Here is a 13,737-nt window from a genome sequence, read left to right as displayed (position 1 = left end):
CCGGTCCACGTTTTCCTCTCTGATTTGAAAATACGTCAGGAACTGAACGCATTATTCAGCAGGAATGAAAAATCCCCAATACATGAGTAATGCATTGGGGATAGGCGGAGACAGCCACGTTCTGTGCCGATCAGTGTCCGGCCACCACGACTGGTCTGCCATTTCGGGGTAAGGGGTTGGCCTCATCCAGCCGGCCAGAGAGCACGGTCAGCCCCAGCGCGCCCAGTGCCAGCACCGCGCCGATCCACGGCGTATGCATCAGACCAAAGTGCGCCACCACCAAACCCCCGGCCCATGCGCCAAAGGCAATCCCGACATTGAATGCCGCAATGTTCAGGCCCGATGCCACATCCACCGCACCGGGGGTGAAGTGTTCGGCCTGCTGCACCACATAAACCTGCAAGCCCGCCACGTTGCCAAAGGCTACGGCGCCCCACACCAGCACGGTCATGATCAGCAAAACCGGATGCGGCGCGGTAAAGGTCAGTGCCAGCAAGACCAGCGCCAGCAGTGTGAAAATCCGCTTGAGTGCGCCTACCGGGCCACGCTGATCCGCCAGTTTGCCGCCCCAGATATTGCCAACGGCAACCGAGACGCCATAAACCAGCAGCACCAGGCTGACGGCATTGGGGCCAAAGCCGGTTACATCACGCAGCATGGGTGCAAGAAAGGTAAATGCGATAAACGAGCCGCCATAACCCAACGCCGTGATGGCGTACACCAGCAACAACCGCGGTTGGCGCAGCACATCCAGCTGCTTGAGCAAGGAGACCGGCGTATTGCGGGGAATCTCTTTGGGCACAAACGCCAGGCTACCGGCCACCGCCAGCGCACCAAGACCGGCAACCACAAGAAAGGTCTCGCGCCAGCCAAAGTGCTGACCAATGAATGTCCCCAGCGGCACGCCGGTAACCAGCGCCACGGTCAGCCCGGTGAACATGATGGCAATGGCGCTGGCGGCCTTTTCACGCGGCACCAGGCCGGTGGCAATGGTCGAGCCAATCGAGAAAAACACTCCGTGCGTCATGCCGGTGAGCACCCGCGCCACGATCAGCGAGCCATACCCCGGTGCATGCCAGGCCAGCAGGTTGCCCAGCGTAAACAACACCATGAGCGAGACCAGCAACGTTTTGCGTGGCAACTGACCGGTGAGCGCCGTCAGCACCGGCGCCCCTACGGCCACGCCCAGCGCATACAAGCTGACCAGCAAACCGGCACTAGGCAAAGAAACGCCAAGGTTGGCGGCAATGTCAGGAATCAGTCCAACGATCACGAATTCGGTGGTCCCGATGGCAAATGCGCTGATGGTCAGCGCCAATAAAGCAATGGGCATGATGGGTTTACTCCGGCAAACAGAACATGAGCGCAGTGTGCGCAAAGCCGTCGTGCGGAAAAACCATGCCCAAGGCATAACATTGTTGATTATTGATCATCAATAAATCATATATATCCGCCTTTTTCGCAATCTGTTGGGGGCCTCGCCGCCGGCCGCACCACACAGCAGATTGACCCTTCCGCTCATCCCGGTCAGGGCTGCAATCCCCAAAGCAGCGGATAAACTGACGCCAGCCTTGCCCATGCGAGGCTCTACAAAACCAACGAGCACCACCAAAGAGGAATGGAACCGATGAACAAACCGCAATTGCGCCGTTTGACGCAGCTGTGCGCACTGACGTTTGGCGCGCCACTGCTGTTCGCCAGCCAACTGGCCCACGCCGATGTGGCGACCTGGGTTGATGGCAGCACCTATACCGCCGGCACCGTGGTCTATTACAACGGGCACGACTATCAGGCACTGGTGACGCAGACCGACTATGTCGGGGCGAACTGGAACCCGGCTTCGACGCCGAGTCTGTGGAAAGACCTGGGCGCGGCAACTCAATCTGCAACGCCGACCCCGACACCCACGCCAGTTCCAACCCCGGCTCCGACACCAGCCCCCGCACCGACGCCAACGCCAGTCGCAGCGCCCACCCCGGTCGCCACACCGGCCCCGACGCCATCGGGCTGCGCGGCGGCCTGGAACGCCAGTACCGCGTATAGCGCGGGCGCGACAGTCAGCGTAAACGGCGTGAACTACAAGGCCAATTGGTGGACCCAGGGAGTGAACCCCAGTACCAACAACGGTGGCGATGGCAGTGGCCAGCCGTGGACGGTGGTGAGCAACTGCAGCGGCGGCACGCCAACACCCACGCCGACCCCGGTGCCAACGCCGACCCCGACACCCACACCGGTTCCCACACCGACACCCACGCCGGTGCCGACCCCAACGCCAACCCCCACGCCGGCTCCGACACCCTCCGGCGCAGTGACGACCACCGGCAAGATCAACTTCCACCTGTTGCTGGGAGCCGGTACGGCGCAAGACAGCCTGACACTGGATGGCGATAACTACACCGATCTGATCATGTCCAACATGATCGCCGGCGTGATGTACGGCCACCTGGTGCAGCAGTACTACCCGGGCCTGCAGTTTGAAAAAGACTATCTGTACGGTTCGGTGCTGGGCCAGTTGTTGCAGGAAAACCTGGAAACCCAGGTCTACCAGGCCAGCAGCAACCTGATCGACCCGTCCAGCGACCAGCAAGCGGTCATGGGCGCAGGCCAGGGCGGCCCGTATCAGATCAACAACTACGCCGCAGATATGGTCTCTGGCAGCTACACGCCGGCCGGCCACTCGCTGATCAACTTTATCGCGCTGCAAAAGAACATTGGCTACACCCTGGCCGATGCCCCGACGCAGTACACCAAGGTCACACCACCCTCGTTCAACAACAAGTACTACGGCCCGATGCTGACCGCGTACTTCCATTACAACGACATGGTGGCACTGGTTGAGATTGGCACCGGCACCGGCGGCTGGACCACGCCGTGGCAACCGGCGTTCGACAACGCACTCACCAACTTCAAAACGTTGCCGAACAACTTCTTCGATGTGCTCTTGAACGTGGCCTACAACCAGGGTTACTACGGCACGCTGATGTCCAGCTACAGCCAGTTGGGCGCGACAGCCACCGCAGCCACGGTGGCCCAGGTGAATGACTGGAGCAGCGTCTGGGGCAAGTCGGATACCTATCAGCAGTATCCGTATCAGGTGCGTTACTACCTGAACCAGTTCTACGACCTGCCGATCCCGACCACCAGCGCCACCACGCTGACCACGCCGACCAACCATGTGGCATTCAACATGACCACGCTGGGTACGGTGTTCAGCAACGTGTTCACCACGCTGTCTTATGTGAACAGCAGCGGCCAGGGCGCGTTTATCCCGGCGGCATCGGCGCAAGCGGCGTACACCACGGCGTTGCAACAGCACAGCGTGGTAGCGACCAGCACGCTGGATCTGTCTAACGCCACCGACCGCGCGACGATCTTTGCCGTGCTGGAGGACGCCATCAAGAACCTGGAAACCAGTCTGGGTGTGCAGTTCAACGCTACGACCAACTCACAGATCTGATTGGTTGCTGGTTGTTGGGTGTAAAAACGAAACGCGCTGGCCTGAGGGTCAGCGCGTTTTTTCTGGATTTGGAGGTGCGAAGGGCTGGAATGGCCAGGTGGTGGTCTGGGGAATAGCGCTTTCATCCTTGTCAATATTGCAGCTGGATTCCCGCCTCCGCGGGAATGACGAAGTGGTGGGCAAGGTGAACCATTCTTGCACGCAGATGATTTGTGGGGTTGGGGTTGCTTTTGATGTTGCCGTCGCTTTTGACTTGCCTCCCCTCCGGCAGCGCCGAGCATCGCAGGGAGGGCCGGGGTTTCGGCGTAAGGGTGTTTGAGGGCGCAGCCCGAGTTCCCTGGAGCCAGCCGGACTTTGCGAGAAGCACAGGGAACCCCGAAGGGGCGCTGTCGCAGGGGTCGCCTTTTCTTTGGTGCCTTTCTTTTGGCGACCCAAAAGAAAGGCACTTGCTGTCGGGCAACCCCCGACATGTAAAACACCCGCGCCGCAGGCGCTTAAACCCACGTCAATATGAACCAGCTCCGCCACCCCGGATTCCCGGCCTGGCGGCCTCCATCCGGGCTACGCAGTGGCTCCCCCAATCCTCACCGGCCCTCCACTCGCCGCGCTCGCATACACCGCATCCAGAATCTCCATCACAATCAAGCCCTCCTCCCCCGATGCCGGGTGGGGCCGGTCCGCCAGGATCGCCGCGGCCAGTTCATACATGGCCGGCAGGCCTTCCTCTTTGGGCGGGTGGACATGGATATCCAGCGCCGCGCCATGCTGCTCGGTGAAGATATGCGCATCAAACGTATAGCCTTCATCCAGATTGTGCTGCAGCAAGCCGGCTTTAGTGCCGAGGAGGCGCGTTTCCATCAGATCAGCCTCTTTGATATTGGCCGCCCAGGAGGCTTCCAGCGACAAGGTCGCGCCGTTGTCAAAACGGATAAAGGCACTGGCCAGGTCTTCCACATCAAACGTCTTGCCAGACTGCCGCGCCAGTTCGCTGGCGATGGGGTTCCAGGTATTACCCAGCACCCACACAGGCTTGGGATAACCCATCAGCCAGAGCGCCAGGTCCAGCCGGTGCACGCCCAGATCAATCAAGGGGCCGCCGCCAGAAAGCGCTTTGGTGCCAAACCAGCCGCCAAAGCCTGGCATGCCCCGGCGGCGGTGCCATACCGTGCGGCCCATGTAGAAATCGCCAAACACGCCAGCGTCCACTTGCGCTTTCAGGGCGCGGGATTGCGCGCTGAAACGGTAAGAGAAATTGATCATCAGCCGCTTGCCGGCGCGCTTTGCGGCGGCGAGCATTTCACGCCCTTCGTCCGCGTTCATTGCCATGGGCTTTTCACACAGCACATGACAACCTGCCGCCAGCGCCGCCAGTGTCAGCACTTTGTGAAACTTGTTGGGCGTACAGATGCTGATGACGTCCAGTTTTTCTGCCGCCAGCATGGCTTCCAGGCTGTCGTAACGGCCCGGCACGGTGAACTCATCGCCCACTTTGGCCAGCCGTGTGGCATCTGGGTCGGCAATGGCAACCACATCCACTTGCGGATGCAACTGCCAGCCCTGGATATGTTTGCGGCCGATACCCAGCCCGACCACGCCGATGCGTAACCGTGTTGTTGGTGATGCGCTCATCAGATATCCCCCTTGCCTTGTACGAAGCCGACTTTGGAAAACGTCACCTCCTTTTTGGCGATGGGTTCCAGTGCAGGCGCATTCGGGCAAATGTCCACGATCTGGACGCGCGGCGCGGCCCACTGCACGGCATTGGCCAGGACCTGCTGGACATTGCGGTCGTAATAGGTCGGATAGGCCTCATGCCCCGGGCGGAAGTAGAACACGCGGCCGTGGCCACGTTGCCAGCAACAGCCAGAACGGAACACCTCCCCACCTTCAAACCAGGACAGGAACACCAGTTCATCCGGCTGCGGAATATCAAAGCGCTCACCGTACATTTCTTCGTAGGGCAGCTCAAAGTATTCACCCAGCCCAGCGGCGATGGGGTGGGATGGCTCGACCACCCACAGCCGTTCTTTCTCGTCGGCTTCACGCCATTTGAGCGAGCAGTTGGTGCCCATCAGGCGGCGGAAGATTTTGGAAAAATGGCCGGAGTGCAGCACGATCAAACCCATGCCCTCCAGCACGCGTTTTTGCACACGGGCCACGATCTCATCGCTGACCTGCGCATGCGCCTTATGCCCCCACCAGATCAGCACATCGCAATCGGCCAGGCGCGCCTCGGTCAGGCCATGTTCTGGCTGGTCCTGGGTCGCGGTACTGATCTCTAGTGGCAACGCGCCCTGGCTGGCTGCCGGTACTTCTTTGAGTGCGCTGGCAATGGCGGCATGCAGGCCATCCGGGTAAATGGCGGCGACCGCCGGGTTCTGCCGTTCATGCTGAAATTCATTCCAGACAATGACAGAAATACGGGATTTCGACACAATAACTCTCCAGAAAAAAACCGGAATGCGGGTGGGCAAGAACGATGCTGCAAGCGCACATAAAAGCGGATACTGTCTGCATCCTGCGCCATCAGGTGCAGCAAGATTAGCCCTGCCCGATCCCTCGCCTCAATCTGAATCACTGCGACAAAACTGCAAAGAATGTCAAAAAACCCGGATAGCCGACTCAAGCTGGCCAAAGCCGCCAGTCCGCTTAAAAGCGTGCGTACCAGCTCTCCTGGTCAGGGCCGGGTCATGCGTGAGCATCTGGCGGCATTCGGGCAGCGGCTGGCCAGCGCCAGCCAGCCTGTTGTGCTGCCACCGCCGCAAACCGGCTTGCTGGCGCGCGGCGATGGCCATTTTCATCTGGCCCCCGAGTTGTTCTTGCAGGTTTCCGGCACAACCACCTTCCGGTTTGTGCGTGGCGAACTCACCGTCAGAGCCGGAGAACTCTTGCTGATGCCGCCCCGTTTGCTACACGCGGAACACGTCGAGGCCGCCGGGGACGAACCCTTTTGCAATGTGGTCATTTATGCCGAAGGCCCCGCGCTGACCTGCCATCTGGCACGCGAGGTTGCGCCCGGCAAACCGGGGATTGAGCATCTGGAAGCGCACAATCATGCCGAGGCACCCCACATCCACGGCTGGCTGGCCGATGCGGCCAGGCTGGCGCGCAATGGCGCGGGGCTGATGCAAACGCGGGCCCTGCTCACTGCGGCGACCCTGGGCGTATTGCAGGCGCTCGACGACGAGGAACAAGCCGCAGTCCGCGCCGAGCCGCCGCTGGTCGCACATGCGCGGGTGCTGATCCAGAACCGCCTGGGTGATCAGGCGCTCAGCGTGCAAACGCTGGCGGCCGACGCCGGTTGCACGGCGGACTATCTCTCGCATCTGTTCCGGCAGAGTACCGGTGAGCATCTGGCAGGCTTTATCAACCGTCTGCGCATGGAGCGCGCCACGCATTTGCTACAAGACCCCGCACTGGCCGGGAAAGAGATTGCGTGGGCTTGCGGGTTTGCCACGGCCAGTTATTTTACCCGCACGTTCCGGCTGCATTTCGGCATGACACCCCAGGCATGGCGTCAGGCCAGAGTGCCGGGTTAATCTTCCCGGACAACCCGATCAGACGGCGACATTCAAAGGGGCATGCGGCAAAGTCACCCGCACTTGCAAGCCGGGCTGCTGCGGGGTGTCTTCCAGCGTCAGCGTGCCGCCATGCAACGTCACCGCCTGTGCCACCAGTGACAGGCCCAGCCCACAACCGTCTTCCGCGCCACCCGGCGGCCGATAGAAACGGTCCAGCACCCGTTCCCGCAGTGCAGGCTCAATACCCGGGCCGTTATCCTGCACCACCAGTTCAATCCCTTGCTGGCTGCTTTGCAAGGTGACGTTGATCTGCGCCGCATGCGGCGTATAGCGGATGGCGTTTTCCACCAGGTTACGCAGGGCGGTTGATATGGCCACGGCGTGACCAATGAACAGCAAGCGCTCCGGCGCATTCAGGCTCAGTTGCTGATCCTTGTCGGCGGCCCGGCCGGCCAGTTCGGCCAGGGTGTTGCGGCTCAGGCTGGCCAGATCAAAGACTTCACGCGGCAGGCGTTCGGCGCGGTCCAGCCTGGCCAGCGCCAGTAGTTGTTCTACCAGGTGTCCCCCGCGGCGCGCCGCTTCTTCTACCGCAAACAGCGCATGTTCACGCCGGGCGTCATCCCGCGTGGTCCGGGCAACTTCGGCCTGGACCAGCAAGGCGGCAAAGGGGGTTCGCAATTCGTGGGCCGCGTCAGAGGTGAAATGGCGCTCCCGCTCCAGCATGGCATCTACCCGGTCTAGCAGCGCGTTGAGCGCAATTGCCGGTTTTTGCAGTTCTTCGACCAGCGCGTCCGTCGCAAAGCGCTCGGGGTCATTAGGGTCGAAGTTATCCAGTTGCTGTGACAGGTCATGCAAAGGCCGCAAACCGCGCCGGACACTGTAAAACAAGGCGGCAGAAACGACCGGTAACACCAGCAACAGTGTGACGAGCTGACGGCGGGCCAGCAAATGCAGAAACTGGTCATGGTCCGCATAGTCTTCCAGCACCCGCACCTGGAAATCGCCATCAGAATCCCACTCGGTATACGAGCGCCAGGTTTTGTCGCCGATCTCCCGATTGCTAAAGCCGGGTTGTTGCTCAAACGGCCAGACTGGCGCATTGGGCGAGGCAAACAGTTGTTTGCCATCCGGGCCAAAAATCTGCACGGCAAACGGCCCGGTGGGGAGTTGCGCGGCATGCGGCCCTACCCGGTTGGGGCTGGCCTGGTCCAGCTCAAACGCCAGCAATAGCTGTGCGCTTTCCTTGAGGCGGTTATCAAACCAGCGCTCGCTACGTTGCCGCGCCATGGCGTAACCACCACCCAGCACAATGGCCGTGATCAGCACCAGACTGATCAGGCAGTAAGTCATCAAGCGACCACCCAGCGAGCGGGGAAAACGGAGCATGGCAGATCCGGGAAACGAAGGAACAAGGAGCGAGCGCGAACTATAACGCGGCCCCGCTACGGCCCGCTGACCACCCGTAAGAAATCAATGGTTACGGCATGTTTTTCTGCAAATTTGCCAAAATCAACTATTTCTCCGTTTCCTTCAGATTTCCTTAAGGAACGGTGTCTATCTTTCCTGCACGTTAGGCATGCGCCGTTTTTGTGCCTGTCTTTGTATCCGGTTTTCTTCTATCTGCTTACGGTTTCAGTCTGTTTCATGCGCCTTTCCGTCATTCTGATCACACATAACGAAATCGCCAATCTGCGCGATTGTCTTGCCTCTGTGGCGTTTGCCGACGAGATCATCGTGGTCGATTCGGGCAGTACTGACGGCACTGTCGAAGCTGCGCGGGCCCTGGGTGCACGCGTGATCGAAACCGACTGGCCCGGCTTTGGCCCGCAAAAGAACCGGGCACTGGATCTGGCACAGGGCGACTGGGTGTTGTCCATCGACGCGGATGAACGCGTACCGGAAGGCCTGCAGGAAGAAATCCTGCAAACCCTGTCGGCCCCGGCGTTTGATTGCTACGAACTACCCCGCTTATCCAGCTTTTGTGGCCGCTTTATCCGGCACAGCGGCTGGTGGCCGGACCCTGTGCTGCGGCTGTTCCGGCGCGGCAAGGCGCGTTTTACCGACGTGGCCGTGCATGAACGCCTGCTCACTCAGGGCGTCACTGGCCGTTTGCGTCATCACTTGTTGCATTACAGCTACCCGGATCTGGAAAGCGTGCTTGCCAAGATCAACCGCTATTCCAGCGATGCCGCGCAAGAAAAATTTGCCGCCGGCAAACGTGCCACGCTGCTGGGGGCCTGTTTCCGTGGTTTCTGGACTTTTGTACGCCATTACACCTTTCAGCGCGGTTTTCTGGATGGCCGTGAGGGCTTCTTGCTGGCCGTGACCGCCGGCATCGGTAATTTCTGTCGCTACGCCAAGCTGGCGCAGCTAGGACGAAATGAGGCGAAATCGTGAATATTCTGCAACTGAATTTCGAAAATGGCTGGCGTGGCGGCGAACGGCAAACGTTCCTGTCCATGCTGCAATTCCGTGAAGATGGGCACACGGTACATCTGTTGTCCCGCGCGGGCAGCGAGATGGGGCGCCGGGCGCGTGATGCCGGCTTTGTGGTGCATGAGTGTGGTGGCGCTGGCGGCGTCATGGGTTTTCTGATCCGCCATGGCCGGGCCTACGACATCTTGCACGTGCAAACCGGTCACATGCTGACCTGGGCCGTATTGACCCGCTGGCTGCATGCCGCGCCGGTGGTGTATTCGCGCCGCGTGGCTTTTCGCCTGAAAGGGGCGTTGACCCGTTTCAAATACCGCCATACCGATCTGGTAGTGGCCATCAGCGATGCTTGCGCCAACAGTGTCAAGGCGGTGGGTGTAGACGATGTGCCGGTGATTGCGGACGCCACCTTGCCGGTTGTGACCGACCATGCCCGCATGGCCCTCATGGCAGAGAAACTGGGGCTGGCAGGCCGCAAGGTGGTCGCCACCACCTCTGCCCTGGCCGCCGACAAAGACCCGCTGATGCTGGTCGATGCCATCTCTGCACTCAAGAAACAGCGTGACGACTTTGTGTTTGTCCACTTTGGCACTGGTGCCTTGCAAGAAGAAGTGCGCGCCCGCGTGGCTGCCCTGCAATTGCAGGATCATTTCCTGTTTGCCGGTTATCAGCAGAACGTGGAAGCGTTGTTCGGCCTGTTTGACGTCTTTGTCATGAGCTCACGTGAGGAAGGTCTGGGTAGCAGCGTGCTGGATGCCTTCAGCGCGCGGATTCCCGTCGCATCGACCAGTGCCGGTGGCCTTAAGGAATTGCTGGCCGAAGAGCGTGGTCTGTTGAGCCCCCCGGGTGATGCCACCGCGCTGGCACAACACATCAGCGCGTTGCTGGATAAACCCGAGTGGGCAGCCGGCATGGTTGAACGCGCCGCCAATTACTACGAGCAGCATCATCGCCTGGATACCATGGGGCGCGGTTATCTCGCCTTGTTCGACCAGTTGCTCAATGGCCGCCGCCGTCCGCATATCAATCCAGGCAGCCCGTTGGCCTCCCCGCCTGTTCCGGCCTGACCTGCGCCTTGCCGCGTTGCCTGCACCCCGCAGGCAACGCAGTTTACCTGCCCGCCCCCTTGCCTGACCTTGTGCCCTTAAGAGGCGCAACTCATGACGTTCGCATGTTTAAAATCCATCATGAAAGCACGTTGAAAGGCCATCACCTGGGCTTTGGCATACCCTTGTGCGCCGCTTGCTGCGCCACAACGGCGCAAGCTGACCCAATACGGTGAAACCGTTTTCAGGAAACACCCCTTCCTCCTCCAGCATTGGCATCAATACGCGCTACTCTCAGGCATTCATCAAACCGGCATAAACGCTGGTATATCAAGCATTTGATCTCAATAAACCGGCTGCCATACCCGGTTTTTCAAGATACCCAAAAACGGCCTTTTCCTGATGCAACGCAGCAAATGCGGGTGGGCGAAAAACGCGCCAGAAGCGGGCACACGGCAGCCGGTAACGCACTAAGTTGCTACGTTCATCGGCTGTACACGTGTCAGAAAATCCAGAGTCAAATCCGGTTTGGATGGCGAATTTACTTGTCAGGAGCTAGTAACAAACAAGACATGTAGGGTAAAGCATTTACTTGTCGGAATGCGAGTCGGCACTGAGTATGAAATGGATTTCAAGCCGTCGATTCGCAGTCGAACGTTGGAGGAGACAATAAATGCAAAGTAACTGGCAGCAAGGGACCAGCAAAAAGCGCATTATCGCGCTCGCGCTGGCAACATTGAGCATGGCGCCTGGGCCGCTCGTAGTGGGCGGTTCGCTCGCCATTGCGCCCGTGGTGCAAGCCGCCACGATCAGCACCGGCTATACGCAGCAAAGTGGCGGCACGGTGCAGTTCTACGCCAATGGTGGCACATGGGCGGACATTCACTACACCGTCGCTGGGGGTGGACAGTTGAATGTCCGCATGACCAACAGCGGGACCAACAACACCTATACGGTGACCGGTATTCCGGCTGGCGCAGTGGTGAGGTATTCGTTCACGGTCGGCCAGGCAGATGGTTCGGCGCAAGATACGGCCTGGGCGCAGTTTACCTATTCCGGTGCAGCCACCCCGACACCCACACCGGCACCCACGCCAGCGCCGACTCCGGCCCCCACACCGGTTCCCACTCCAGCCCCGACCCCCACACCGGCGCCAACGCCAGCAGCCAGTTACGGGGCAACGCAGTTGTCTGGGGGTGTGGTGGCGTTCTACGCCAATGGCGGCACCTGGGCTGACATTCACTACACGGTCAATGGCGGTGGTCAGCTTAACGTGCGCATGACCAATAGCGGCACCAACAACACCTACCAGATTTCCGGTTTGGCCAACGGTGCGGTGGTGGCCTATTCCTTCACCATCGGCCAGGCCAATGGCTCTGCCACAGATACAGCGCAGCAAACGCTGACCTATGCCGGCGCGACACCGACGCCTGCTCCGACACCGGCACCCACACCGGCCCCGACGCCAGCACCCACCCCGGCGCCAACGCCAGCACCAACTCCCGCCCCCACGCCGGCCCCAACGCCAGCCCCGACTCCCGCACCTACGCCAGCACCCACGCCGACCCCGGCACCGACCCCAAGCGGCCCGGTTGATTTTGGCCCGAATGTGCTGATTTTTGATCCGGGCATGCCGGCCGCAACCATCCAGAGCCAGGTCGACACGGTCTTCAACAACCAGGTCACCAACCAGTTCGGGACGCAGCGTTATGCCTTCCTGTTCAAGCCAGGCAATTACGGCGTGAGCGTGAATGTTGGCTTCTATACCGAAGTGCTGGGCCTGGGGGCATCGCCAGATTCGACCAATCTGCAAGACGTCCACGTAGAAGCGGACTGGCTGGCCAATGGCAATGCCACGCAGAACTTCTGGCGTGCCGCCGCCAACCTGGCCGTCACACCGGTCAGTGGCACGGATCGCTGGGCGGTGTCGCAAGCAGCGCCGTTGCGCCGCATGCACATCAAAGGTGGCGTGACCCTGTGCTCACCATATTGCGGCTGGAGCAGCGGCGGGTTTATCTCTGACACGGTCATTGATGGCCAGATCAGTTCCGGCTCGCAGCAACAGTGGATCAGCCGTAACAGTCAGTGGGGTAGCTGGGTGGGTGGCGTGTGGAACATGGTGTTTGTTGGCGATGTGAATCCGCCGGCAGGTGCATGGCCCAATCCACCGTACACCGTGGTACCACAGACCCCGGTGGTGCGTGAGAAACCGTTCCTGCAGATTGATGCCAATGGCAACTACAGCGTCTTTGTGCCGGCGCTGACCAGCAATACCCAAGGGACGACCTGGTACAATAAGACACCGGCTGGCACCGCTGTGCCGATCAGCCAGTTCTACGTGGCCAAAGAGACGGTCGATACCGCACAGACCCTCAACGCGGCACTGGCAGCAGGCAAGCACATTCTGTTTACCCCTGGCGTCTATCACCTGAACGACACCCTGCGCGTCAACAACCCGAACACCATCATTCTGGGCTTGGGTATTGCCACGCTGGAAGCCGATTCTGGTCAGGACATCATGGATGTGGCAGATGTGGATGGCGTGAAGGTGGCCGGCCTGCTGTTTGATGCCGGTGCACAAACCTCGCCAGCCCTGTTGAAGATTGGTCAGAGCGTCACCGGGGTCAGCCATGCGGCCAACCCGGTCTCGCTGCATGATCTGTATTTCCGCATTGGCGGCGTGCAAGCGGCCTCGGCCACGCAAACGCTAGTGGTCAACAGCAACAACGTGATCGGCGACAACTTCTGGCTCTGGCGTGCCGACCACGGCAACGGCGTGGGCTGGACGGTGAACCCGGCCACCAACGGGCTGGTCGTCAACGGCGACAACGCCACCATGTATGGCCTGGCGGTGGAACACTACGAGCAGTTCCAGACCTTGTGGAACGGTAACGGGGGTCGCGTGTACTTCTATCAGAGCGAAGCGCCGTATGACGTCGCCCAGCAGTCTGACTGGATGTACAACGGCGAAAACGGTTATGCCTCGTACAAGGTGTCCAACAACGTGACGACGCACCAGGCATGGGGTGTGGGGGTGTACTGCTTCTTCAACACCAACAACGCCATCATCCTGAACAACGGCTTTGAAGCCCCACAAACGGCCGGCGTGAAGTTCACGGATCTGACCACCGTATCACTGGGTGGCGTGGGCACCATTACGCACGTGATCAACAACACCGGGGCGACGGCCAATACCGCGTCGCAAATTTCCACCCTGAACACTTACCCCTGATGCGTTGATGTAAAAGCGGGCCGGCGTCATGCCGGCCTGTGCATGTTC

9 protein-coding genes are annotated in these 13,737 nt (G+C 60.3%); 5 read left to right on the top strand and 4 right to left on the bottom strand.

Annotated elements, in window-relative coordinates; genetic code table 11:
• Positions 1-130 precede the first annotated feature (130 nt).
• Positions 131-1,333 (bottom strand): MFS transporter, encoded by a 1,203-nt coding sequence (locus HNQ50_RS17540; RefSeq protein ID WP_184102502.1) that lies wholly within the window; start codon positions 1,331-1,333, stop codon positions 131-133.
• Positions 1,334-1,627: 294 nt separating this feature from the next.
• Between HNQ50_RS17540 and HNQ50_RS17535 the strand changes: the two genes are divergently transcribed.
• A complete protein-coding gene (locus tag HNQ50_RS17535) occupies positions 1,628-3,457 on the top strand; it encodes a carbohydrate-binding protein (protein WP_184102501.1) in 1,830 nt (609 codons plus the stop codon).
• 561 nt (positions 3,458-4,018) lie between these two features.
• Here HNQ50_RS17535 and HNQ50_RS17530 read toward each other — a convergent pair.
• Positions 4,019-5,086 (bottom strand): Gfo/Idh/MocA family protein, encoded by a 1,068-nt coding sequence (locus tag HNQ50_RS17530; protein WP_184102500.1) that lies wholly within the window; start codon positions 5,084-5,086, stop codon positions 4,019-4,021.
• Positions 5,086-5,892 (bottom strand): ThuA domain-containing protein, encoded by an 807-nt coding sequence (locus tag HNQ50_RS17525; protein ID WP_184102499.1) that lies wholly within the window; start codon positions 5,890-5,892, stop codon positions 5,086-5,088. Before HNQ50_RS17525 ends, HNQ50_RS17530 begins: the two co-directional genes overlap by 1 nt.
• Positions 5,893-6,054: 162 nt before the next feature.
• Here HNQ50_RS17525 and HNQ50_RS17520 point away from each other — a divergent pair, with 162 nt between their 5' ends.
• Complete coding sequence (locus HNQ50_RS17520) at positions 6,055-6,996, top strand: helix-turn-helix domain-containing protein (protein WP_246428773.1); 942 nt, start codon at positions 6,055-6,057, stop codon at positions 6,994-6,996.
• Between the two features lie 18 nt (positions 6,997-7,014).
• Here the strand turns inward: HNQ50_RS17520 and HNQ50_RS17515 are convergent, their stop codons facing one another.
• On the bottom strand, positions 7,015-8,364 hold the full coding sequence (locus HNQ50_RS17515; protein ID WP_184102498.1) for an ATP-binding protein: 1,350 nt from the start codon (positions 8,362-8,364) through the stop codon (positions 7,015-7,017).
• A 258-nt stretch (positions 8,365-8,622) separates the two neighbouring features.
• On the opposite strand from HNQ50_RS17515, the gene HNQ50_RS17510 reads away from it, so the two are divergent.
• From HNQ50_RS17510 to HNQ50_RS17500, 3 genes are all read left to right on the top strand, one after another.
• Positions 8,623-9,375, top strand: coding sequence for a glycosyltransferase family 2 protein (locus tag HNQ50_RS17510; protein WP_184102497.1), 753 nt, complete (start codon positions 8,623-8,625; stop codon positions 9,373-9,375).
• Positions 9,372-10,478 carry a glycosyltransferase family 4 protein gene (locus tag HNQ50_RS17505; protein ID WP_184102496.1) on the top strand — a complete coding sequence of 369 codons (1,107 nt, stop codon included), beginning with the start codon at positions 9,372-9,374 and terminating at the stop codon, positions 10,476-10,478. Before HNQ50_RS17510 ends, HNQ50_RS17505 begins: the two co-directional genes overlap by 4 nt.
• 652 nt (positions 10,479-11,130) lie before the next feature.
• The gene (locus HNQ50_RS17500; protein ID WP_184102495.1) at positions 11,131-13,689 is read left to right on the top strand and encodes a pectate lyase-like domain-containing protein; all 2,559 of its coding nucleotides are present in this window, start codon (positions 11,131-11,133) and stop codon (positions 13,687-13,689) included.
• Positions 13,690-13,737 lie beyond the last annotated feature (48 nt).

The organism is Silvimonas terrae, from assembly GCF_014202765.1.
Taxonomy (GTDB): Bacteria; Pseudomonadota; Gammaproteobacteria; order Burkholderiales; family Chitinibacteraceae; genus Silvimonas; species Silvimonas terrae.
Note: the sequence above shows the minus strand (reverse complement) of the source record. Positions and strands in the feature narration are given on the sequence as shown.

Coding starts and splice junctions, on each gene's coding strand:
- HNQ50_RS17540 (WP_184102502.1), bottom strand. CDS start 1,333: ATGCCCATTGCTTTATTGGCGCTGACCATCAGCGCATTTGCCATCGGG.
- HNQ50_RS17535 (WP_184102501.1), top strand. CDS start 1,628: ATGAACAAACCGCAATTGCGCCGTTTGACGCAGCTGTGCGCACTGACG.
- HNQ50_RS17530 (WP_184102500.1), bottom strand. CDS start 5,086: ATGAGCGCATCACCAACAACACGGTTACGCATCGGCGTGGTCGGGCTG.
- HNQ50_RS17520 (WP_246428773.1), top strand. CDS start 6,055: ATGTCAAAAAACCCGGATAGCCGACTCAAGCTGGCCAAAGCCGCCAGT.
- HNQ50_RS17515 (WP_184102498.1), bottom strand. CDS start 8,364: ATGCTCCGTTTTCCCCGCTCGCTGGGTGGTCGCTTGATGACTTACTGC.
- HNQ50_RS17510 (WP_184102497.1), top strand. CDS start 8,623: ATGCGCCTTTCCGTCATTCTGATCACACATAACGAAATCGCCAATCTG.
- HNQ50_RS17500 (WP_184102495.1), top strand. CDS start 11,131: ATGCAAAGTAACTGGCAGCAAGGGACCAGCAAAAAGCGCATTATCGCG.